We start from the raw sequence: 22,685 nt of genomic DNA, 5'->3' as shown, positions 1-22,685 counted from the left end.
GTGTATCCGAGCGAACGGCACGCTCGGTCGGTTGAAGGAGACGAGCGGTACATTCGCTCGGTCACGGGGGAGGGTTACCCGACGATGCAGACCGGTGGCGGCGTCCCTCGATGGGACGCCGCCACTCGGCGTCTTCGGGCACCGTTGGTGAGGTAAGGCTTAATTAACGGAGTTTTTTCCTCTATTCTCGTGATCATGTACGAGTCGACCGCTACGCACGACACGGGGAAAACATCGCGGAGCCGCACGGGAGCGGCGGTGGTCGCGGCGTCGGTGATCGTATCGGTGTGCGCGGTGATCGTGGCGATCGCCGCCGTCGTCGTCGCGGTGCGCTTTCCCGGTGATTCGGGTGAGCGGGAGGCCGATCCGTCGCTGAGTGCGGCGATTCTCGCGGCCCTGCAGGCGAACGCGTCCGACGTCGGCGCGGGTGCCGCTCCGGCCCCGGCGCCCGCCGAGCCCGGGGTCCCGGCGGACGAGGCGCCTGCGGAAGCGGCTCCCGCGCCGATCGCACCGGCCCCGGCCGCGTCACTCCCGGAACCGGCTGCCGCTCCCGCCCCTGCCGCGGCACCCGAACCGGTCGCCGAAGCGCCGGCGGCTCCCGCCGCGGTCGCGGCCCCGTCGGGCGCCGAACTGACCGCTGTCCTGCGGTCCGCCGTCGATCCGGCCAACCCCGCATCGGTCCGCCAGTCGTACGTCGAGCGCGGCTCGGAAGCGGCGGGCGTGCTCGAACAGATCAGCGGCCGGGCCGGGCAGATGCTCGCGGTCGTGAACCCGACCGTCGTCGACCCGATCTCGGTCGACGGCAACACCGCGTCCGGACGTCTGCAGGTGATGTTCGCCGGTGCCGCCGGTCCGCAGACCCCGCTGCGTCTGACCTTCGTGAACGACGGCTCCGGGTGGAAGCTGTCCGCGCGCAGCGTGTGCGACGTCGCGTCGTTCAACGGTTTTTCGTGTCCGTCGGGGTACGCGCGCTGACGGCACCCTCACCCGGCGAGAACAATGCGCTCCACCGTCCCACCAGGAAGCGGATCGCGACGTCCACGACGAGCGCGGCGCCGATGATCGTCAGGGCCCACGCGAACAGTTCGGGCGTCTGCAGCAACGTCCGAGCCTGTGCGATCGCCGCGCCGACACCGTCGGGCGCGGACAGCAGCTCCGCCATCACCGCGACGCGCACGGCACCGGACGCGACCGCGCCGGCCGCACCCACGATCGGCGGCAGCACCGCCGGGCCTATCACGAACACGATCCGGCGGGTCCGCGAAAGACGCAGTCCCGCAGCCAGTTCCCTCAGGTGGGGGTCGACGGCGCGCAGTGCCGCGGTGGTCGCGGCGGCCACCACCGGTGTCATGACGGTCGCGGTCACCACGATCGTGATGGCGGGGTCGCTGCCGAACCACAGCACCAGGCACACGATCAGCACGATCGGTGGCAGGCCCTGCAGGATCGCGCGCAGCGGCGCCAGGAATCCGTCCGCGACGGCGGACACCGAGGCGGCCCAGCCGATCAGCACTCCCACGACCAGTGCCGCGCCGGTCGCCGCCGCCCGGCCCAGGGTGATCGCCAGTTCCACGGCGAGCGTTCCGTCGACGAGCAGGTCCCACCACGCGGTGAGCGTCTCGGCCGGGCTCGGCATCACGGCGGGGGAGCGGCCCAGTGACAGCTGATGCCAGCCCGCGACCAGGGCGACGATGCACGCCGTCGCGCCGAGCAGATACCGCGGCGTGCTCACCCCGCCGAGCCCGCGTAGAACCCGTCCGCGGGCAGTTCACCTCCGACGGATGCGGGCACGTTCTCGAGCAGCGACGAGTACAGCAGTTCGGTGTCGGCGCGACCCTCCGCGGCCGGCAGGTACACCGGACGCAGACCGGGCAGGACCCGGCCCACGACGTCCGCGGGCACCGGGATCCGCGCGGCGACCTCCGCCGCCCCCCGGGCGGGCGAGGAGACGACGGACACCACCGAGGAGACGAGGTTCGCCTGCAGTGCCGCCACCAGGTCGGGACGGGTGCGGGCCAGTTCGCCGCGCAGGACGAACCCGGCGAACGGCAGCGCCGTCGCGTCGGTGCGTTCGGTCCACAGCTGTTCGAGCCCGACCGCTTTGCCGACCGAGTCGGAGGTGTCCGCGACGACCGTCGCCAAATGTTCGGGCAGCACCGCGTACGTCATGGACCCGCTGGTCAGGCCGGTGGCGATGTCCAGGGGTGTGGGGTGGTACTCGAGCGTGACGTCCGGGTTCTCGCCGTCGTACGTCAATCCCGCGGAGTCGAGGATCTGCTGCATCGTCAGGTCGAGGATGTCCCCGGGGAAGGGAATGTGCACGACCTGGCCGCGCAGGTCGTCGAGCGTAGTCCCTTCCGGGCCCATGAGCTGGACGTTGTTGCCGCTCACGGTGCCGACCAGCACAAGATCGATACCCTGGGCGCACAGGTTCGCCGCGACGTTCACGGGCATCGCGGCCAGGTCGTATCGGCCGGCGATGAAGTTGGTCCGCAACTCCTCGGGGGTGCTCGCCGTCGAGACGGTCGTCTCCGCGATGCCCAGTTCGTCGAGCCGGGTCAGCGGCACGGCCATCGCAATGTTGTTGGCGACCCCGACGTTCAGCGTGTCGGGCAGGCCCGGGACCGGATCACCCGCGGCCGGGGCGGTGCCGCACGCGGTCGCGGCCTCGTCGCTGCCGCACGCGACGAGCCCGGCGGTCAGTACACCGGCGGCAGCAGCCGCGACGAGCGGACGGAACAGGAGGCGGACATGGGGTCGGTTCACGCGGATCCTTCCATCGAGGCGGGGGAGCGCAACGAACCCCGGATCGGGTTCGACGACGTGACGATCGTCCGGGGCGGCCGGAAGATCGTGGAGCGGCTCACCTTTCGGGTCGCCGCGGGAGAAATTCTGGCGCTGCTCGGTCCGTCCGGGCGCGGCAAGACCAGCGTGCTGCACGCCGGTGCCGGCCTGCTGCGCCCGGCGTCCGGGACGGTGGAGCGCCGCACCGAGGCGCAGTCCGTGCTGTTCCAGGAGGCCCGGTTGCTGCCGTGGATGAGTGTGGGACGCAACGTGCGCCTGGGCGCGCGGGACCGCTCGGTGTATTCGCTGCGCCCGTGCCCACGTGTCGACGAGGCCCTCGCCGAGGTCGGGTTGGCGGGCCATGCGGGGTCGGCGCCGTCCCGGTTGTCCGGCGGGATGCAACGCAGGGCCGCGCTGGCCCGGGTTCTGTACAGCGAACCGCAGGTGGTGTTCGGCGGACGAACCGTTCGCGCATCTCGATGCGCAGTCGGCCGGTCTCGTCGCGTCGGCATTGCGCCGCCTCGCGGATTCGGGTGCTGCGGTGCTGATCACAGCCCACGAGGAGACCGCCGTGTTCCCACTCATGGGAAATTACCGTACATTATTCCTCTAAAGTAAGCCTTAGCTGATTTGAGGACGACATGAGCGACGACAAGAGCACCGCAGGATCCTCGGGAGAACTCCCCCTCGCCGAACGCGACGCCGCGCACGTGCCGGGGCACTGGCTGCTCGCCCGTCTGGGCAAGCGCGTTCTGCGCCCGGGTGGCAAGGAACTGACCGAGCGGATGCTCGCCGACGCGAAACTCGCCGGCGCCGACGTCGTCGAGCTCGCTCCCGGTCTCGGCCGCACCGCTCAGGACATCGTCGCCGCCGGACCGAAGAGCTACGTCGGCATCGAATCCGACCCCAAGGCAGCCGATCTCACGCGCCGCGCGATCGCCGGCAACGGCACGGTCGTGTCCGGTGACGCCGCAGAAACCGGTCTCGACGATGCCTCGGCCGACGTCGTCGTCGGCGAGGCCATGCTGACCATGCAGACCGACAAGCACAAGGCGGAGATCGCCGCCGAGGCGCATCGCGTGCTGCGCGACGGCGGCCGCTACGTCATCCACGAACTCGCGATCGAACCGGACAACGTCGACGACGAGGTCAAGACCGAGATCCGCAGGGCGCTGGCCCGTTCCATCAAGGTCAACGCCCGCCCGCTGACCGCGCAGGAGTGGAAGGACCTGCTCGTCGAGGCCGGCTTCGAGGTCGACGTCGTCGGCTTCGCCCCCATGAAGCTGCTGGACCCGTCCCGGATCGTCGCCGACGAGGGCCTGCTCGGCACGCTGAAGTTCGTTTCGAATGTGCTGCGCGACTCGGACGCTCGTGCCCGGGTGCTGCAGATGCGGTCCACGTTCACCAAGTACCGCAACCATCTCGTCGCGATCGAGGTCGTCGCCCGCAAGAAGGCCGCCTGGCGCTCTCTCTAGCAGATCGTTAACTCCAGCGCACCTGCCCGGTGACCGGCGCCGGTGAACCGAGCGGGAGGTTGTGCGCGAAATCTTCGGGAATATCGCACACAACCTCCCTCTCGGTGGACTCTCATGTCACCGGAGACGAACCTTCCCTACACGACACAGCCCCGGCGCCATCCGCGTGAGCGGACAGCGCCGGGGCTGTGTGTTGTTCTGTTACAGCAGGATTCAGCCGCGCTGAGCCTGCTTGACGAGCCCGCCGCCGATGATCAGGCGCTGGATCTCGCTGGTGCCCTCGTACAGGCGCAGCAGACGCACGTCGCGGTAGATGCGCTCGACCGGAACCTCGCGCATGTAGCCGGTGCCGCCGTGGATCTGCACCGCGAGATCGGCCACCTTGCCGACCATTTCGGTGCAGAACAGCTTCGCGACCGACGGAGCGATGCGGCGGTCGGTCTCCTCGACCCACGCCTTCGCGGCGTCGCGGACGAGCGCGCGACCGGCCATCACTCCGGTCTGCTGATCGGCGATCATCGCCTGCACCAGCTGGAAGTTGCCGATCGGGGTGCCGCCCTGGGTTGCGGTGGCCGCGTAGGCAACCGACTCGTCGAGCGCGCGCTGCGCCTGACCGACGGACAGCGCGGCGATGTGCACGCGACCGCGGGCGAGCGAGACCATCGCGGCCTTGTAGCCGACGTCCTCGCTGCCGCCGACGAGCGCGGAGTTCGGCACGCGCACATCGGTGAACGCGACGTCCGCGGTCCAGGCGCCTTCCTGGCCCATCTTGGCGTCCTTGTTGCCGACCTGCACACCCGGAGTGTCCGCGGGCACGAGGAACACCGCGATGCCGGTGCCGTTCTCGTCGGCCGGACGGGTGCGGGCGAACACGACGAACAGGTTCGCCAGCGGCGCGTTGGTGATGAAACGCTTCTCGCCGTTGATCACCCAGTCGTCACCGTCGCGCACGGCCTTGGTGCGCAGGCCCGACGGGTTGGATCCGGCGCCGGGCTCGGTGAGCGCGAACGACGCGACGACCTCGCCGGAGGCGATGCCCTCGAGCCACTGTGCCTTCTGCTCGTCGGTACCGAAGTTGACGAGGACCTGCCCGGCGATGCCGTTGTTGGTGCCGAACATCGAGCGCAGCGACAGGGTGGTATAGCCGAGTTCCATGGCCAGTTCCGCGTCCTGCTGCAGGTTCAGGCCGAGGCCGCCCCACGCCTGGGGGATCGCGTATCCGAACAGGCCCATGTCCTTGGCCGCCTGGCGGATGTCGTCCGGGATCGCGTTGGTGTCGGCGATCTCCTGTTCACGGGGCACCACCACATTGCGCACGAAGGCACGCGTCTGCGCGAGGATCTCCTGGAAGTCGTCGTCGTCGACCTCGGGGGCCGGAACGGACTTGGTGGCTGTCGACGAAGTGGTCATGGCAACAACGATCGATCGTTCCGGGCGGCCTGTCCAATACGAATGGGGTATCTCCACATAGGCACTGTCGATGGTTCCGACGGGGTCGACGGCACGGTTCCGCCGTTATATTCGGATCATCAACTCGTGCGGACTGTCCGCACCTGCCGCTCGTGTGCCTTCCACCGATCCTCTCGGAAGGTCGCATGCCGAAAGGATTCGCATGTCTTTGCTGGAGAACCGTACTGCCGTCATCACCGGTGGGGCCCAGGGCATCGGTTTCGCGATCGCCCAGTCCTTCGTCGAGCAGGGAGCCAAGGTCGTCATCGGCGACCTCGACCTCGATGCCGCGACCGCCGCGGCCGAGAAGCTCGGTGGCCGTGACGTCGCGCGTGCCGTGAAGGCGAACGTCGTCGAGTCCTCCGACTGGGACACGCTCCTCGCCGAGGCCGTCGACGGATTCGGTTCGCTCGACGTCGTCGTCAACAACGCGGGCATCACCCGCGACGCGACGATGCGGACGATGACCGAAGAGGACTTCGACCTGGTGATCGCGGTGCACCTGAAGGGCACCTGGCACGGCACCCGCAAGGCGTCGGCGATCATGCGTGAAGCCAAGCGCGGTGCGATCGTGAACATCTCGTCGCTGTCCGGCAAGGTCGGCATGGTCGGCCAGACCAACTACTCGGCCGCGAAGGCCGGCATCGTCGGCCTGACCAAGGCCGCCGCCAAGGAGATGGCGCACCACGGCGTGCGTGTCAACGCGATCCAGCCCGGCCTGATCCGGTCCGCGATGACCGAGGCCATGCCGCAGAAGGCATGGGACCAGAAGATGAGCGAGATCCCGATGGGCCGCCCGGGTGAGGTCGACGAAATCGCTTCCGTCGCACTGTTCCTCGCGTCCGACATGTCCTCCTACATGACCGGCACGGTCCTCGAGGTCACCGGCGGCCGCTTCATGTGATCGCGTCCCGCGACGCCATCCATCTCCCTCTCGAAAGGTCATCATGCGCGACGTAGTCATCTGCGAACCGGTTCGTACCCCGATCGGCCGCTACGGCGGAATGTTCAAGTCCCTCACCGCAGTCGACCTCGGCGTTGCGGCGCTGAAGGGTCTGCTCGACCGGACCGGGATCGCACCGGACGTGATCGAGGACGTCATCCTCGGCCACTGCAACGGCAACAGCGAGGCCCCCGCGATCGGTCGCGTCGTCGCGCTCGACGCCGGACTGCCGATCACCGTGCCGGGCATGCACATCGACCGCCGCTGCGGGTCGGGTCTGCAGGCCGTGATCCAGGCCGCGCTCCAGGTGGGCAACGGCGACAACGACGTCGTGGTCGCCGGTGGCGCCGAGTCGATGTCCAACGCCGCGTTCTACTCCGTCGACATGCGCTGGGGCGGCGCCCGCACCGGTGTGCGGATGCACGACGGTCTGGTCCGTGCTCGCGAGACGGCCGGCGGCAAGTTCTACCCGGTGCCCGGCGGCATGATCGAGACCGCGGAGAACCTGCGCCGCGAGTACTCGATCTCCCGCGCCGAGCAGGACGAGCTCGCCCTGAACTCGCACCTGCGGGCCGTCGCCGCCCAGAAGAACGGGATCCTCGCCGAGGAGATCGTCCCGGTGACCGTGACCAGCCGCAAGGGCGACCAGGTCATCGACACCGACGAGCACCCGCGCGCCGACATCAGCCTCGAGTCGCTCGCCGCGCTCAAGCCGATCATGGGCAAGCAGGACCCCGAGGCGACCGTCACCGCCGGCAACGCCAGCGGCCAGAACGACGCCGCGTCGATGGCGATCGTCACCACCCCGGAGAAGGCCGCCGAGCTGGGGCTGACCCCGCTGGTGCGGATCGTCTCGTGGGGTCTGGCCGGCGTCGCACCGAAGATCATGGGCATCGGCCCGGTCCCGGCGACCGAGAAGGCGCTCGCAAAGGCGGGCATCACCCTCGCCGACGTCGACGTCATCGAGCTGAACGAGGCCTTCGCGGCCCAGGCGCTCGCCTGCACCCGCGAGTGGAAGTTCGTCGAGTCGGACTTCGAGCGCACCAACATCCACGGTTCCGGCATCTCGCTGGGCCACCCGGTCGGCGCGACCGGTGGGCGCATGCTCGCGACCCTCGCGCGTGAGCTGCACCGCCGCGACGGCCGCTACGCGCTCGAGACCATGTGCATCGGCGGCGGGCAGGGCCTGGCCGCGATCTTCGAGCGCGTGGCCTGATCCGACGCAGGCAGCCGGGTCAGGCGTTCGCCGACCGCACCAGGTCGACGAACGCCTGACCCACCGCCGACAACGAATCGGGATCGAACACGAGCCCGAACGCGCGGGTGAACGTGGGGTCGCAGGGCCGCACCACCGCGTGGTCCCGCGCGGATTCCGCGAGTTGCCGTTCGACGAGCGAACCACCGAGACCGGCCAGCACCATCGGCAGCCGGGCCTCGCGATGATCGGTCACCACGCCGACGTCGAGACGCACACCGGCCCGCCGCATCGCGGAGTCGATGCTGTCACCCATCGCGCCGCCGCCGCGGGGAACGAGCACCATCGGAATGTCCGGCATGGCGGCGAGCGGCACGGGGCCTTCCGGAAGGTCGGTGCCCGGGGGATACGCGAGCCAGTACTCCTGCTCGCCGAGCTCGATCACCTCGAGTCCGTAGCCCCCTTCGATCGGGAGGTGGGACACCACGAACTCGCAGTGACCGTCCCGGATGAGCGAGGCGGCGGTCTCCTCGGCGCGGAACTCCCCGAACCGGACCGCCACCTTCGGGTGGGCCTTGCGGAACTGGGCGACGAGATCGACGAGCGGGTCGATCGCCAGCGCCGGGAACACCGCCATGTCGAGACGGCCGGTGATCTCCCCTTCCAGCGACGTGAACAGGTCTTCCACGCCTCCCACATCGCGCAGGATCTGGCGGCTCGGGCCGATGAGGCTGTGCCCGGCCGCGGTGAGCACCATCCCGCGTCCGATCCGGTGGAACAACTGCACGCCGAGTTCGCGTTCGAGGCTGCGCAGCGCCTGCGAGACCGTCGGCTGTGCGACGCCGAGCGCGGCCGCAGCACCGTTGATGCCGTCGTTCTCCACCACGGCGAGGAAGTATTCGACCTGTCGGAATTCCATGTGCGACTACGCTCCCGTCGTCCCGTTGGTGGCGATCGCGACGAACGCGGCGGCCGCCGGTGACGGTTCCCCGGCGCGCAGCACGAGGCCCACCGGCCGCGACATCGGCGGATCGAGCGACCGCACTTCGGCCGTGGGCATCTGTGCTTCGGCGACCTGCCGGGGAGCGATCGTCGCGCCGGTTCCCCGCATCACCAGTTCCCAGGTGGCCGAGGGATGCGCACAGTCGACCGCGATGTCGAGGTCCTTGCCGTCGGTGAGTTCCCCCGACTGCATCGCGTCGGTCCGGTTCGTGAGGTCGACGACCAGGGGGATCGAGGGGAGCAGCGAACGAGGCACCGGATTCGGGAGGCCGTCGGCGAGGTTCGGCGGTACCGCGAGCACCAGTTCCTGCTCGACCACCGGCACGGTGATCATGCCCGCGTGTTCGACGGACAGGTCGGTCACACCGATCTCCGCCTCCCCGCGCCGCAGCGCGGTGTGCACGCCGGCCGGGCCGTCGGTGGCGACGACCCGCACGAGGATGCCGGGATAGCGGCTGCGGAAGCGACGCACCAGCTCGATGACGGGGTGGATGGAGAACGCCGAATAGGTGACGATCTCGATGCGGCCGGCGGCGAGTTCGCGGACCGCGGCGACCTTGCTCTTCGCGCGGTCCACGTCGGCGAGGATGCGGCGTGCGGCGACCTCGAAGGATCTACCCTCGTCGGTCAGTGTCAGGCGGCGACCGGTGCGGTCGAACAGCGTCGTGCCCAGGCGGCGCTCGAGCGTGCGGATCGCCTGGGACAGCGACGGTTGCGAGATGTAGAGGGACTGCGCGGCTTTCGTGATCCCACCGTGGTCGACGACAGCGACGAAGTAGGTCACGAGATGCAGGTCCACGCGGCTATCCTATGCGATCACGTAACCTGCCAGTTACCGGTGAACGCCGGAGGACGCTTCTCGACGAACGCGCGGATCGCGCCGGGCGCGTCGGTCGCGAGGTTTACGGCCTGGGATCGGGCCTCGTTGTCGAGGGCTTCGCGGAGCGTCGACGTCGAGCCTTCCTCCAGCAGACGTGCCGACAGACTCACCGCGACGGGCGGCGCCTCGGCCAGCCGGACGGCCAGCTCGATCGTTCGGGTACCGAGGTCGGCGGGTTCGACCAGCTCTGTCACCAGCCCGAGCGCGAACGCCTCCTCGGCGTCCACGATGTCGGCGAGCATGACCAGCCGCTTCGCCTGGTGCAGGCCGACGAGGCGCGGCAGGATCCAGGAGCCGCCGAAGTCCACGGACATGCCGCGCCGAGCGAAGATCTGGCTGAACTTCGCGGTACGGGACGCCACGACGACATCGCACAGCAACGCCAGGTTCCAGCCGGCGCCGACCGCATAGCCCTCGACCGACGCGATCACCGGTTTCGAGAACTCCGCGACCGCCAGTGCCGCCGAATTGACCTCCCGCATGCGCTCGAGGGGATGCATGCTGTCGCGCCGGTCCATGTCGGCGCCGCTGCAGAAGTTGCCGCCCGCGCCGGTGAGGACGACCGCCCTCACCGAGTCGTCGCGCTGAAGCTCGTGGAAGGCATCCCGCAGCGCGGTCCACGAGTCGAGCGTCATCGCGTTCTTGCGATCGGGACGGTGGAGCGCGACGGTCGCGACCGCGCCGTCCCGCTCCACCGCGATGCCGGGCAAACTCACTCGCCCTTCCAGACGGGTGCACGCTTCTCGGCGAACGCGCGGGCACCTTCCTGGGCGTCGGCGGAGGCGAAGACCGGCTCGATGAACTTGCGCTGCGCGACGAACGCGTCGGGGTCGGTGTAATTGGCGGACATCGCCACGACCTGCTTGGTGGCGCGCACGGCGAGCGGTCCGTTCGCGGCGACGCGCGCGGCGAGTTCCTTCGCCACGGCCAGGGCCTCGCCCGGTTCGGTGAGTCGGTTGACGAGGCCGTGCTGGTGGGCGACCTCTGCCGTGAGCGGATCGCCGGTGATCGCCATCTCCATGGCCAGCGGGTAGGGGAGGATCTTCGGCAGGCGCAGCAGGCCACCCGCGGCGGCCGCCAGACCGCGCTTGACCTCGGGGATTCCGAACTTCGCCTCACGGGAGGCGACGATCAGGTCGGCGGACAGGGCGAGCTCGCAGCCACCGGCCAGCGCCCACCCCTCGACGGCAGCGATCAGCGGCTTGGTCGGGGGTGCCTCGGTGAGACCACCGAAACCGCGACCCGGGATCGACGGACGCTCACCGCGAGCGAACGCCTTCAGATCCATTCCGGCGCAGAATGTTCCGCCGGCACCGGTGAGGATGCCGATGGTCAGGTCCGGGCGAGCTTCGAACTCGTCGATCGCGGCGGCGAGCGCCTTCGAGACCTCCAGGTCGACGGCGTTCTTCGCTTCGGGCCGGTTCAGCGTGAAAACGGCTACACCGTCGGAGAATTCGGTCAGGACAACGCTCATGTCAGATTTCCTTCGTGTCTGTGCGGACGAGTGACCATCGTGCGGGAACACCGCCGTCGGAACGGATCTCACCGCGGTCGGCGAGAACGATGAGGTGCGCCTGCGTTTCCCGGACGGCGAGACGCCGCAGGCGGGGGGACATCACGTCGACCGGTCGCGACCACGTGATGCGCGTGGTGACCTCCCACGCGGTGGATTCCGGGTGCGCGTCGACGGCCGAACGGATCTCGTCGAGCCGCTCGTCGTGGTGTGCCATCAGCCGGCGCGCGCGGTCGGCGACACCGCGGAACCGGTACTCGTGGGCGGGCAGCACCTCGCATTCCGGCAGCGCGGTGGTCGCGTGCAGCGACAGCAGGTAGCGGTGGAGCGGATTCTCCAGCTCGCCGGGACCGGACGAGATGTTCGGGCTGATCCGCGGCAGCATGTGGTCGCCGCTGAACAGCAGATCGTGGTCGCGGTCCAGGAACGCCAGGTGACCTGGGGTGTGGCCCGGCGTCCAGACCGCTTCGATGTTCCATCCGGGCAGGTCGAGCCGGTCCCCGCCGGACAGCACGACGTCGGCGGACTCACCGGCCGGGAACCGGACGATCTCGAAGCGCGGTGCCTCGGCGACCTCGTCAGGTGCGCCGAGTTCGGTCATGTCCACCCGCCACGCTTCGGCTTCCGCAGCGACATCGGCCGGGGTGAAGTGTCCGAGCGCTGCGGCTTCGGCAGCGTGCATCGCGAGGACGGCACCGGTCGTCTCGCGCAGGCGCGGAGCCAGACCGAAATGATCCGGATGCAGATGGGTGATCGCGGCATAGCGGACGTCGGAGATGTGGTGACCGGTTTCGGCGATGCCGTCGACCAGGGCGTTCCACGATTCCTCGGTGTCCATGCCGACATCGACGAGGGCGAGACCGTCGTCGATCGCAAAGGCGTAGACGAGGACGTACCGCAGCGGATTGCGGGGCATGGGAACGGGAATCGACCACAGGCCGTCCCGGACCTGCTCGACGGGCGGAAGGATTCCGGCCGCCCACGCCTCGCGCTGCAGCACGCCGATGTCGTCGGTGACGCTCATGGTTGCGCTCCGGGGACGCGCGTACCCAAGGTGCTGCGCAGGGTGCGCTTGAGGATCTTGCCGCTCGCGTTGCGCGGCAGTTCCGGCACGAAATGGATGTGCTGCGGCTTCTTGTAGGAGGCGAGGCGTTCGACGGTGAACTGCAGCAGTTCCGCCTCGGTGGGGACGGGGGCGCCCTCGGCGATGCGGACGACGGCGGTGACGGCCTCGCCCCACTTGTCGTCGGGCAGACCGACGACGGCGACCTCCGCAACCGAAGGATGTTCGGCCAGAACGGATTCGACCTCGATCGGGTACACGTTCTCCCCGCCGGTGATGATCATGTCCTTCACGCGGTCGGTGACGAACAGATAGCCGTGCTCGTCGAGATGGCCGGCGTCCCCGGTACGCAGAAAGCCGTCTTCGGTGAACAATTCGGCGTTCTCGGCGTCCCGCCGCCAGTATCCGACGGTGTTGTTGCGCGAGCGGCAGACGATCTCACCGGTCGCTCCGATCGGCAGGATCTCCCCCGTGGCGATGTCCCGGATCTGCACGTCGACCCCGGGCAGCGCGGTACCGGCCGAACGCAGCAGGTAGGAGCGGGGACCGTGCGGATCGTGGTCGTCGGCGCGCAGGGCGGTGAGCGCACCGGTGGTTTCGGTCATCCCGTAGCGCTGGACGAACCGGCAACCCAGGGTGTCCATCGCGCGGGCGAGCTGTGCCGGCGTGATCGGGGATGCGCCGTACGCGACGAGGTGCAGGCTCGACAGGTCGTAGTCCGCGAGATTCGGCATCTCGAGCAGCATGCCGATCGCGGACGGGACGAGGAACGCGTGGGTGACGCCGTAGTCGGAGATCGCCGCGGCGACCAGCGCCGGGCGCATCTCGCCGAGCAGTACCAGGTGCAGCCCCGCGGACAGGCTCGTGCTCATCCATCCGGCGCCCGCGATGTGGAACAGCGGCAGCGCATTCAGCGAAACCGAGTCCTCGGCGAACTCGTAGAGCTCGAAGTTCTCGGGCACGTTGTAGAGATTGCGATGCACGGACACAACGCCTTTGGGGCGACCGGTCGTGCCGGAGGTGTAGAGCTGCAGTGCTTCGCACTCCGGGTCGTCGCCGAAACCGGGGTCGATTCCGTCGCCGGATTCGACGAACTGCTCCCAGGACTGTGCGCCCGGAACGACCGAGGGGTCACCGACGACGACGATGTGCACGTCGGGCAGCACACGCGCGACCGCCCGGGCGGCGTCGGCGAAGTCGGCGTCGACGACGAGGATGCCCAGCTGTGCGTCCTCGGCGATGGCGGCGGCCTCGTCCGGCGTCAGCCGCCAGTTCAGCGGGGTGAACACCAAGCCGGCCTTCGTGCACCCGACGAACATGGCAGCGCCGGGCAGGCTCATGCGCAGCAGCGCTCCGACGCGCCCCGACGCGGACCCGATCGCGGCGAGTGCCGAGCCGACCTTGTTCGTGTACTCGTCGAACTCGCGGTACGTCAGGGTCGTCCCGCCGGCGGTCAACGCGGGACGGTTCGGGCGCTCGGCCGCGAAGTGCCGAATGCGATTGGGAAGATGCAGCCCACTCGACAGCAGTCCACCTGACAAAGGAAGCTCCCGGTCCCCGTGATTTGTCACGAACCCGGCCGGGCCCGCACAGCCCAGTCGACCATCACGGTGGCCTCGACCACAAAGACGGGGCGCCGCACGAACCGTTAGGGAAGACCTATATCTCTTGCCGGCGGCATTCCAGCGACCGCACCACGGCCCGGATCCGTTCCGGATCCGACGGCCCGGTGTCGGACACGAACTGCCAGTCGGTCCGGGTCCACGGATCGACGAATCGGCCTTCGTCCGAGGGGACGTGCTGGGCGGCCTCGGCGAGGATCCGATACGCCGGGCTGTCGACGCCCTCGTCCTCCGTGCCCGTCATGACAAGCGAAATCTGTTGTGCGGCAGCGAGTTGCGTCAGGCGGACCAGGTGCAGGAGGTCGTCGCTGCCGTATCCGTGGGGAAGACCGGAGACCACCAGCACCCGCGGTTCGGGGTGGTGCGCGTCGCCCGCGGACGCGGCCAGCGCATCCAGGTCCGCGGCGTCGGCGAGACCCTTCAGCTTCGCACGGACACCCGCGACCTCGTGGACCGGCGGACCGGCCAGGAGCGAGCCGGCGAGGTCGGTGAGCTGCCGCATCGCACCCGCCGGATCGACGACGTGGAGGAGGGAACCCGGCCGCGATGCGAGCAGCCGGAGCGCGAGCGCCGACGCCACCGGGGCAGCGGCCTCGGCGTCACCGTCCACCCACAACGGCCGCCCCAGCGGCACGGGGACACAGAACGGCACCCGCAACGGTCCGCGGTCGGGTGCCGTGACCTCGCCGATCCGCACGCCGTCCGCGACCTCACCCGGCCGCCGCCACACGGGTGCATCCCACGAGGCGAGCGCCGCCGGCAGCGCCCCTTCGAGCGCAGCCAGCTCGGAGATCAGCTGCTCGGAATCGTCGGTGTAGCGGACCTCGGCCGCGGCGATCAGCTCGTCACAGCGCCGATGCGCCCGGGCCCGGGCCTGCTCGGCGGCGTCACCGGTGCGGGCCGAGGGATCGGCGACCGCGGCGGACAGTTCCTCGTCCAGCCGGTGATGCGCGTACTCGTGCGCCGAGACGTATGCCGCGGCCGACCGGGAGGCGTCCTCGAAGATCTGCCACATCCGAACGCACGTCGCCCCGGTTTCGAGGGGCGGCACTTCCTGCGGCGCGGGCGGGGTGGCCGGCTCGGGATCGTCGACCTCGACGCCGTGCGCGGTGAACAACTCGGCCAGGCCACCCGCATAGCCCTGCCCGAGCGCGCGGATCTTCCAGTCGCCGCCGCGCCGGTAGATCTCCCAGCACAGCAGCGCCGTCTCTCCGGCGACCGGTTCGATGCGGAACGTCGCCAGCGGTGTGCCCGCAGTATCGGTGAGGGTGGTGTCCACCGGGGTGGCCTGCTCGGTGCCGAGGGCACACAGCACCCTGTCGGCGTCCGGCCGCAACCGCCCCGGTTCGACGACGAGTGCGTCACCGTCGAGCCGGACACCCGCGGTCTGCGGCTGGTTGTAGAACACGACGTCCTGCGACGACGCGACCTGCAGGTGGGTGTCGACGACGAGGGCGCACAGATCCACCGGGACCGACGCGGTCGCCGTGAAGCGGACCGACGGCGCCGCGAGCGGGGCGTTCTGCCCCGCCCGGAACTCGACGGCCATCGGTTACGTCGCCAGGAACCGGCCGAGTTGCGGCGCGGCCTCACCCGGATGCTTGGCCTGGATGCCCTCGCCGATCGCCTGCAGCTTCCACTCCGGTCCCTGCCGGTACACCTTCGCCATCACCATGCCGGTGAACGGCATGCCGCCCTGCAGCGTGTAGCGGGCCAGCTCGGCGTTGGTGGTGCCGTCCACGAGGCGGCAGAACGCGTTCCTGACCTGCTCGAACGTGTGGCCCTTGTACGAGGTGACGATGAACATCACGGTGTTGACGTGCGGCGGGATCCGCGTCAGGTCGACGAGCACGACCTCGTCGTCACCGGCGCCCTCACCGGTGAGGTTGTCGCCCTGGTGCTGGATGGATCCGTCCTTCGACGTCAACTGTCCGTAGTACGCGACGTCGACGATGTTGTGGTCGGCGAACAGGACCGCCGAGGCGTCGAGGTCGACGTCCACCGAGCGGTTGCCGAACAGGCCGCGCTTCTCGACCGGATCCCATCCGAGGCCCATGCGCAGGAACGTCAGCGCGACGCCGCCCTCCTTGCGCAAGGTCACCTTCTGGCCCTTGACCAGGCTGACCGGGCGGTTCTTGGTGAGACTCACCTCGGCGGGGGGAGCGGCCGGCGCAGGGACCTGCTGGGCGGGCGCGGGCTGCCCGTAGGGCTGGGGAGGCGCGGTCTGCGGGTACTGCGGCGCGGGTGCCGGCTGACCGTACGGCTGGGGAGGTGCGGGCTGCGTGTACTGGGGCTGCGCGTACTGCGGTTGGGGCGCCGCCGGCTGGGCGTACGGCTGGGGAGCTGCGGGCTGCGGTGCCGACTGGACGGGCTGCGGTGCCGGGGCCGGGGCGGCGGGTGCATCGTCGACCGACACCCCGTGGTCGGTGACCAGCGCGGCGAAACCACCGGCGTAGCCCTGACCGACGGCCCGGACCTTCCACGCACCCTGGCGGCGGTACAGCTCGAGAGCGATGACGATCGATTCGCTGCTCAGGCCCTCGATCCGGTACTCGTACAGCACCGCGCCGGTGGCGTCGGAGACCCGCGCGGTGGGCGGCGCGAACTGCCCGAAGGTGCTCGACGCGTCGTCGAGGGTGATCACGGCACGGACCTGTTCGATGTCGGCGGGGACCGCACCGAGCGACACCGCCAGGGACGCCGCCTGCCCCGGAGCACCGGGAACCAGACGCACGCCCGGACCGGAGGGCTGGTTGAAGAACACGAAGTCGGCGTCCGACCGGACCTTGCCGTCGGCCTTCACCAGCAGAGCAGACAGGTCGGCCGGAGTGGTCAGCTCGAGCGAGACGACCACGTCGGAGGCGGTGATCGGGCCGTTCTGGCCCTTGGCGAGCGAAGTGGTCACGTCAATCGTCCTCACTGGATAGGCGTGCCGAAGGCGGCACTCGGTTGGGATCGGTCGAGTTCGGTCCCACTCTACGAACCGGACGGGATCCGGGTGGAACCGGCAAACCAGGCGAGGATCTCCTCGCCCGCGGAGACACCCGACTCCTCGGTGACGGCGACGGTCGGATGCTGCCAGTTCAGCGCCTCGAGTTCCCCGTGACACGGACGGATCGCGGCGTCGGCCGCCTCGAGCATCGGGGCGTCGAGTGCGCCGTCGCCCGCGGCGAACACCGGCGAGTCCTCGCTGAGCACCCCGTCGCCCACGAGCCGACGGTGCACCTCGGCGACCGCGTGGCTCTTGCACACGCTGTCGGGGACGGTGTAGATCTTCCGGCCCTGCTGGGACGCACCCCAGCCGTGCGCGCGGCACCACTCGTCCCACTCGACGAGGAAGTCTGCGGGCTGCGCGTCCACGTCGACGACGAGATAGCAGAACAGGTCGTCGGCGATCCGCAGCTTGCGCACCCAGTCCGGTGAGATACGCGCCCGCAGCGCGGTGAGCACCTCGTCGAGCCCGGCGCCGCCGGCCCGCACCGCGCGGTCGAGCCCTTCGCGCCAGGCGGGGTCCGGTTCGCCGTCGACGAGGATCGCGCCACCGTTGCTGGTGATCGCGTACCGCCACGGCCCGCCCGGCAGCGCGATGCGCCGGAACTGCGCCGGGGTGCGGGTCGTCGTCGGGACGAGTTGTGCGGTCGTGCTCAGTTCCCGCAGGCGCTGCGCGGACGTTTCCGTCAGGTACGACAGCGGGGCGCCCTTGTGGTACTCGACGCACAGCAGATCGTCGCGGTCGAACTGGGCCCGCGTCATCGCCGCCCGCGAATAGATCAGGGTGCGGTCGAGGTCCGAGGCGATCAGCGCGGTGGTCACGGCAGGTCCTTGATCAGGCCCATGCAGGAATAGGCGAGGTCGGGGACCTCCACGACCGGGACACCGCGCGCTGCGGCGAGCATCCGGATGTGCGCGTGCTCGGGGGCGTCGGCCTCGCGCACGAGAACCTTCCACGGCACACGCCGCAGCAGCACCCGCGTCGTCTCTCCCACACCGGGTTTGACGAAGTTCACGGTGGAGATCCCGTACCGGGCCCGGATCAGTTCCACCGACGCCCAGCCCGCCCACGTCGGGGTGCGGTCGGAGTTCATGACCAATCGGGCGTCGGCGACCGCGCTCTCGCGATCGCCGAACTCCGCGCACACCGCGTCGATCAGCGTCGTCGACACGTCCTCGCCGGCGAGTTCGGCGTAGAACTTCGCGCCGTGGAACTCACCCGGCCCGATCAGGGTGTCGTTGAGGACTGTGCGTGAGATCAGCCCGGACACAGTGGAATTCAGGCACGCGGAGGCGATGAGGAAATCGTCGCGGGTGCCGTAGGTGCGCACGCACTGCCCAGGATCGGCCAGAACCGCGAGATCGTCGGACAGCGCCGGGCCACCGGCCGCCGCGTACTCGGCCAGCGCCGCGGACAACTCGCGGGCGATCGCACCCTTGCCGGTCCACCCGTCGACGAAGACCACCGACGCCGGATCGTGCCGCGCGGTGATGTGGTCGAGCGCGGCGGCGTCGATGCCACGGCCCCGCACGATCGACACCGCGTAGTGCGGCAACGACAGTCCGTGATGGTGCTGAGCCCACCGCCGGATCAGGATGCCGACGGGCGTGCCGGCACGGGCCAACGACACGAGCGTCAGGTCCGGCCCGCGTTCTGCCAGAAGGAGTTCGGTGACGGTGCCGACCGCGCGCGCCAGCCGCCCGGAGGTCTCGGCGAGCACCTTGTCGAACAGTTCGCGGTAGGCCGCGTCGGGCCGGTACTCCACCGGCAGCGACTCGGCGTAGTGCGCAAGCCCCGCCTGGATTCGTTGCTCCCGCTCGGCGATGTCGGCTTCGAGGTCGACGTGCGAGAGGTCCTTGAGCAGCCAGGTCACGTCGTCCGGCGCATACGACCCGAATCCGGGCCCGGTCAACGGTGCCGTCACAGTGCCTCCCTGCTGATACGAAGCGCGACCGGGTCGGTCGCGGGAACCGTCGCGACGAGCACGTCCTCACCGGCGGCGGTGAGGACGTCGACGAGTCCTCCGGTCGCGCGGAGCCGGTCGGTGTCCGCGGGGCTGTCGACCACCAGCACGAGCGCGGGCCGCCGGTCGGCGTCCGGCCACTGCGCGTTGTACAGATACCGGGGTGCCTCGGTTTCGTGCGTCTCCGGCACGTGTTCCGGTGCGAGGAAGGTGAATCCGCGGCGCAGCGGATAGCCGGGGACGTCGAGGACGTAACCGGGGGAGCGGGTGGTGGTCTGGAATCGAGTGGCCGTGCCACGGGTCGCGAGGGTGTCGGCGAGCCGCAGCGGCAGGTACATCAGTTCCTCGTGCCCGACGACGACGGCCGGACGACCGGGTTCGAGCGCTGCCGCGAGGGCGTCGGCCGCCACGGCGATCGCAGCGTCGAAACCCGCGGTGTCGGTGCTCAGGAATCCGTGCCGACCCCCGTCGGGAACCGTTGCCGGCCAAGGAAGTTCGACGAACTCCGCGGTTCCGCGATGCGGCGCGCGGGGGTTCAGCACCGGATCGGTCAGTGCCGTCACACGTTCGGTGGTGCCCTCGGGAATCACGGCCCGTCCGGACGCGAGCGACACGTGCTCGATCCGTGCGCCGAGATCACCGGCGGCCTCCGCGACCGCACGCTGGTGCTCCTCGGCGCGCATGTCGACGAGGGAGGCGATCACGTACCGGCTGCGCGGGTGGTGCCGGTGCAGCGCGCGAATGGCATCGAGCGCGGTTGTCCCGGTCGAGATCTCGTCGTCGACGAGGACGAGTGGGGCAGGGTTCGCGAACAGGTCCGGGGAGGTCGGCTGGAGCAGATGGAAGGTCGCGTGGGAGTGTCCCTCCTCGAAACCGGCGAACGTGTCGGCGCCCGGAACGTCGCGGCGGGTGGAATGCAGGTAGCAGGCCGCGCCGATACGCGCGGCGACACAATGCCCCAGGCCCGTCGCGGTCTCGGCGAAGCCCAGGACGACCGCCGTCGACGCGTCCTCGCCGAGCAGCTCGGCCACCAGATCGCCGAGCCGGTCGCCGGCGGCGATCACGACCGCGGGATCGGTCGGCACGTGCTTGCCCAGCACGGTGGACACCAGCAGGTGCGCGCGGCGCGGATTGCGGCGCAGCCCGGGGTGGACCAGCTCCGGCACGCGGTACCCGGTGGCCGAATCGTGGTGGTGCAGCGTCAGGCCGAACTCCTGCGTCGCCCAGGGAATCCGAACGTCCTCGGCGACGCCGGCCGGAGCGGCGGCGCTCACCGGTCCACCAGTGCGGTCAGCAGGTCCACGAACGTGACTCCTTTGTTGGTGACACCGAACACCGACGCGCGCAGCACCGTCTGCTGCGCCCACGTGCGATGCGGGCGGCGTTCGTTCATCTTGTTGCGATATCCGGAGGCGCGGACGCCGCCGGTGTCGCCGCCGAGGATGTCGACGGCGTCGTGGTATTCCTCGTGGGTCACCGCGGACAGTGCGTGCACCGCGGCCACGTGCGACGGATGGATCACCGTCTTGCCCTGGATGCCGTTGGCCCGGTCCAGCGCGATCTCCCGGAGCAGCCCGTCGAGGTCGCGGCTCACGAGCTGCTGGCGGAACAGCACCGCATCGTGTTCCTCGAACGGGGTGGCCCGCAGCATCGGCCGGAACATGCGTTCGTGGTCGGCGAAGTACTCCCACACCGGACCGGTGATGACGAACCCGGTGCCGTCGGTGCGGCCCAGGTAGTTGACGACATCGGCGATGACGTCGACGACGACCCGCACGTCGTAGATGGTCAGGTCGCGGTCGCGTCGGATGCCGAACGTGCCGCACATGTCGGTCGCGCCGATCCGCACGGCCAGCACCCGCTGCCGGTGCTCGGCGAGCAGCGCCGACACCGCCTGCAGTTCGTCGTCGCGGGTCTGACGATGGACGAGCTCACTGGACTCGAGCACCGGCATCGCATACAGGTGTTTGCCGAGCCGTTCCGACGCCGCGGCGACCGCGTCGAGGAATGCGCGCCCGGTGCTCGCCCCGAACTTCGGTAGCACGAAGCCGGTGAGGGCGCCGACGCCCGTGCCGAGCTCGGCGGCGATGCGGTCGACGCCGTCGGGTGTGCGCACCCGGACGAACAGCAGCATGCCCGCCGCATCCGTCCCGGCCAGCCGGTCGAGGGTGCCGACGGTGTTGCGCAGGCCTTCCTCCACCTCGTCGTCGGCGACGGCGTCCTCCAGGTCCAGAACCATCGAGGTGACCCCCTCGGCGGCGCGGCGCAGCACGGTCGCGGCCAGATCCGGACGGGTTGCCGGCACGTAGAGGGTTGCGCCGAGCGCGAGCGCCAGGCGTTCACGGTCGTCGCTGTCGTCGAACGGTTGGGGGTGGTGCAGGAACAAGGTGTCCCGTGTGGCCGGATCCAGGTGCCGGAAGTGGCATGTGCCACGCACCTGCGTGAAGGTCCCCCCGCTCATGGGCTGTCCGTCCGTCCTCTCATTCGTTGCACCACCCCGGTGATGAAGTCCGTCACCGCGTCCAGATCGCGCACGTACGCCCAGTAGTCCGGGTGGATTCCTGTCAGCGAATCGACGGCTCTGTCGATCCGGGCGAGTTGTGCGTCGAGTACCGAGCCCCATTCTGCGGTCAATCCACGCTGCACCGCGAGGTGCTGCGCGTCACGCAGTCGGAAGCGCACGGCATCGACTTTCGCTCCTGGATTCTCCCGTACGGCGCGCAGGGTTGCGAGTCGGCTGGTGACGGCGTCGACGTTGTGTTCGGCGACCGACAACTGCGAGCGTGCCGCGTTCGCGTGATCGAGGGCCTCCTCGGGTCGGCCTGCCGACAACGCCGCCCGTGCCGCGGCCAGGCTCTCCTCGGCTTTCGCGAGCATTTCGGTGGCGCGCCGGTCGTTGCCGGTCAGGTCGGCGGAACTTGCCGCGTTGAATTCGCGCAACAGCGCCGAGTACGCCGGTGCGAGACCCTCGAGCCGGGTACGGACCGCGCCTATCCGGGTGGTGACGGACGCAAGGGTGTTCCGGGCCCGCTCCGACTGCGCGGGTGCCTGGTCCAGGGCCGCTCGCAGCGCCGCCGTCGCCTGTTCGACCTGCCCGGCCTGCTTCCGGATCGCGCCTGCCCCGGCAGCGGCGCCGAGCGCGTCCAGCGCGGCGTCCAGTGCGCGCGCCGCGGCCCGCACCGACGGATAGTCGGCGAACGCGGCATTCTCCGGCGACTGCAGTGCCTGTGCGACGGCATGCGCCTCGGTGCGGGCACGGTGCGCGAGTTGCGGAGTGGCCGCAGCGACGGCCATCGCGTGTTCGAGATGCGCGCGATGGGCGCCGTAGAACTCGTCCAGAGTTCTTGTCGCGGAACCGATCCGATGGATCGCCTGCTCGTACTCGGCGGCGCTCGCCAGGGGCTGCTCCGGTTCGGTACGGGAGAGCCGCAGGTAGATCTCGGCGGCCTCGTAACACGCCTCGCGGATCGGTGTCCACATGCGGATCAGGCCCCGCTCGGGTTCCAGTTCGTGCGACGCGGTGACCGCAGCCTCGGCGACCGACTGCCGCCGGTCCATGTCGAGGAAGGCGGCCACCATCGTGTCGTGGGCGTGCCGGGCTGCTGGATCCTCGGTAGGCCCACCCCCGAAGAGTCGGCGCGTGAATCGGCTCGCCACGACCCGAATGGTACTGGTCGGTCCGACTCGGCCGCGGGTCGGCGAGGAGGGCGGGAGCGCAGCCGCGGGTATCCGTTTAGGCTGGAGAGAACACGCGCAAATCGGGCGGGTCCGTTCGGGCCCGCCGACCCACGATCGAAAGGACCC

The 22,685-nt window shown here is 69.9% G+C and carries 21 protein-coding genes; 5 read left to right on the top strand and 16 right to left on the bottom strand.

Annotation, left to right across the window (positions count from 1 at the left end):
• Positions 1-195 precede the first annotated feature (195 nt).
• Positions 196-975 (top strand): hypothetical protein, encoded by a 780-nt coding sequence (locus ACWDTS_RS11075; protein WP_450118183.1) that lies wholly within the window; start codon positions 196-198, stop codon positions 973-975.
• Here ACWDTS_RS11075 and ACWDTS_RS11070 read toward each other — a convergent pair.
• Positions 938-1,732 carry an ABC transporter permease gene (locus tag ACWDTS_RS11070; protein WP_450118182.1) on the bottom strand — a complete coding sequence of 265 codons (795 nt, stop codon included), beginning with the start codon at positions 1,730-1,732 and terminating at the stop codon, positions 938-940. The genes ACWDTS_RS11075 and ACWDTS_RS11070 overlap by 38 nt on opposite strands.
• Positions 1,729-2,766, bottom strand: a complete 1,038-nt coding sequence (locus tag ACWDTS_RS11065) for an ABC transporter substrate-binding protein (RefSeq protein ID WP_450118181.1) — start codon at positions 2,764-2,766, stop codon at positions 1,729-1,731. The genes ACWDTS_RS11070 and ACWDTS_RS11065 overlap by 4 nt, the downstream gene beginning before the upstream one ends.
• Here ACWDTS_RS11065 and ACWDTS_RS11060 point away from each other — a divergent pair.
• Together ACWDTS_RS11060 and ACWDTS_RS11055 are read left to right on the top strand one after the other, a co-directional pair.
• On the top strand, positions 2,752-3,402 hold the full coding sequence (locus ACWDTS_RS11060) for an ATP-binding cassette domain-containing protein (RefSeq protein WP_450118180.1): 651 nt from the start codon (positions 2,752-2,754) through the stop codon (positions 3,400-3,402). The two genes, ACWDTS_RS11065 and ACWDTS_RS11060, sit on opposite strands and share 15 nt — an antisense overlap.
• 23 nt (positions 3,403-3,425) lie before the next feature.
• Complete coding sequence (locus ACWDTS_RS11055; RefSeq protein ID WP_450118179.1) at positions 3,426-4,259, top strand: methyltransferase domain-containing protein; 834 nt, start codon at positions 3,426-3,428, stop codon at positions 4,257-4,259.
• Positions 4,260-4,472: 213 nt separating this feature from the next.
• On the opposite strand, the gene ACWDTS_RS11050 is transcribed toward ACWDTS_RS11055, so the two are convergent.
• Positions 4,473-5,669, bottom strand: a complete 1,197-nt coding sequence (locus ACWDTS_RS11050) for an acyl-CoA dehydrogenase family protein (RefSeq protein ID WP_197251683.1) — start codon at positions 5,667-5,669, stop codon at positions 4,473-4,475.
• A gap of 202 nt (positions 5,670-5,871) precedes the next feature.
• Here ACWDTS_RS11050 and fabG point away from each other — a divergent pair, with 202 nt between their 5' ends.
• Together fabG and ACWDTS_RS11040 are read left to right on the top strand one after the other, a co-directional pair.
• Positions 5,872-6,612 carry a 3-oxoacyl-ACP reductase FabG gene (gene fabG / locus ACWDTS_RS11045; protein WP_197251682.1) on the top strand — a complete coding sequence of 247 codons (741 nt, stop codon included), beginning with the start codon at positions 5,872-5,874 and terminating at the stop codon, positions 6,610-6,612.
• Positions 6,613-6,655: 43 nt separating this feature from the next.
• Positions 6,656-7,867 (top strand): acetyl-CoA C-acetyltransferase, encoded by a 1,212-nt coding sequence (locus tag ACWDTS_RS11040; RefSeq protein WP_450118178.1) that lies wholly within the window; start codon positions 6,656-6,658, stop codon positions 7,865-7,867.
• Between the two features lie 19 nt (positions 7,868-7,886).
• On the opposite strand, the gene ACWDTS_RS11035 is transcribed toward ACWDTS_RS11040, so the two are convergent.
• The 13 genes from ACWDTS_RS11035 to ACWDTS_RS10975 form a co-directional block, all read right to left on the bottom strand.
• Positions 7,887-8,765, bottom strand: coding sequence for a LysR family transcriptional regulator (locus tag ACWDTS_RS11035; RefSeq protein ID WP_450118177.1), 879 nt, complete (start codon positions 8,763-8,765; stop codon positions 7,887-7,889).
• A gap of 6 nt (positions 8,766-8,771) precedes the next feature.
• Positions 8,772-9,647, bottom strand: coding sequence for a LysR family transcriptional regulator (locus tag ACWDTS_RS11030; protein ID WP_450108715.1), 876 nt, complete (start codon positions 9,645-9,647; stop codon positions 8,772-8,774).
• 17 nt (positions 9,648-9,664) lie between these two features.
• Positions 9,665-10,444 carry an enoyl-CoA hydratase/isomerase family protein gene (locus tag ACWDTS_RS11025; RefSeq protein WP_450108716.1) on the bottom strand — a complete coding sequence of 260 codons (780 nt, stop codon included), beginning with the start codon at positions 10,442-10,444 and terminating at the stop codon, positions 9,665-9,667.
• Complete coding sequence (locus ACWDTS_RS11020; RefSeq protein WP_197251068.1) at positions 10,441-11,202, bottom strand: crotonase/enoyl-CoA hydratase family protein; 762 nt, start codon at positions 11,200-11,202, stop codon at positions 10,441-10,443. Before ACWDTS_RS11020 ends, ACWDTS_RS11025 begins: the two co-directional genes overlap by 4 nt.
• Position 11,203: 1 nt before the next feature.
• Positions 11,204-12,265, bottom strand: a complete 1,062-nt coding sequence (locus ACWDTS_RS11015) for an MBL fold metallo-hydrolase (RefSeq protein WP_450118176.1) — start codon at positions 12,263-12,265, stop codon at positions 11,204-11,206.
• Complete coding sequence (locus ACWDTS_RS11010) at positions 12,262-13,875, bottom strand: AMP-binding protein (protein ID WP_450118175.1); 1,614 nt, start codon at positions 13,873-13,875, stop codon at positions 12,262-12,264. Before ACWDTS_RS11010 ends, ACWDTS_RS11015 begins: the two co-directional genes overlap by 4 nt.
• A gap of 88 nt (positions 13,876-13,963) precedes the next feature.
• Positions 13,964-15,475, bottom strand: coding sequence for a TerD family protein (locus tag ACWDTS_RS11005; protein ID WP_450118174.1), 1,512 nt, complete (start codon positions 15,473-15,475; stop codon positions 13,964-13,966).
• Between the two features lie 3 nt (positions 15,476-15,478).
• Positions 15,479-16,831 carry a TerD family protein gene (locus ACWDTS_RS11000; protein WP_450118173.1) on the bottom strand — a complete coding sequence of 451 codons (1,353 nt, stop codon included), beginning with the start codon at positions 16,829-16,831 and terminating at the stop codon, positions 15,479-15,481.
• A gap of 71 nt (positions 16,832-16,902) precedes the next feature.
• A complete protein-coding gene (locus tag ACWDTS_RS10995; RefSeq protein ID WP_450118197.1) occupies positions 16,903-17,679 on the bottom strand; it encodes an HAD family hydrolase in 777 nt (258 codons plus the stop codon).
• Positions 17,680-17,735: 56 nt separating this feature from the next.
• The gene (locus ACWDTS_RS10990; RefSeq protein ID WP_450118172.1) at positions 17,736-18,842 is read right to left on the bottom strand and encodes a cysteine protease StiP family protein; all 1,107 of its coding nucleotides are present in this window, start codon (positions 18,840-18,842) and stop codon (positions 17,736-17,738) included.
• Positions 18,839-20,155: a phosphoribosyltransferase family protein gene (locus tag ACWDTS_RS10985; RefSeq protein ID WP_450108722.1), complete on the bottom strand. Its 1,317-nt coding sequence runs from the start codon at positions 20,153-20,155 to the stop codon at positions 18,839-18,841. The genes ACWDTS_RS10990 and ACWDTS_RS10985 overlap by 4 nt, the downstream gene beginning before the upstream one ends.
• Positions 20,152-21,342 carry an HpcH/HpaI aldolase/citrate lyase family protein gene (locus ACWDTS_RS10980; protein WP_450118171.1) on the bottom strand — a complete coding sequence of 397 codons (1,191 nt, stop codon included), beginning with the start codon at positions 21,340-21,342 and terminating at the stop codon, positions 20,152-20,154. The genes ACWDTS_RS10985 and ACWDTS_RS10980 overlap by 4 nt, the downstream gene beginning before the upstream one ends.
• Positions 21,339-22,460, bottom strand: a complete 1,122-nt coding sequence (locus tag ACWDTS_RS10975) for a hypothetical protein (protein ID WP_450118196.1) — start codon at positions 22,458-22,460, stop codon at positions 21,339-21,341. The genes ACWDTS_RS10980 and ACWDTS_RS10975 overlap by 4 nt, the downstream gene beginning before the upstream one ends.
• Between the last annotated feature and the right edge of the window lie 225 nt (positions 22,461-22,685).

It is taken from the genome of Rhodococcus sp. NPDC003383 (assembly GCF_053589115.1).
The sequence above is the reverse complement of the archived record's forward strand: the minus strand, read 5'-3'. Positions and strand labels throughout refer to the sequence as shown.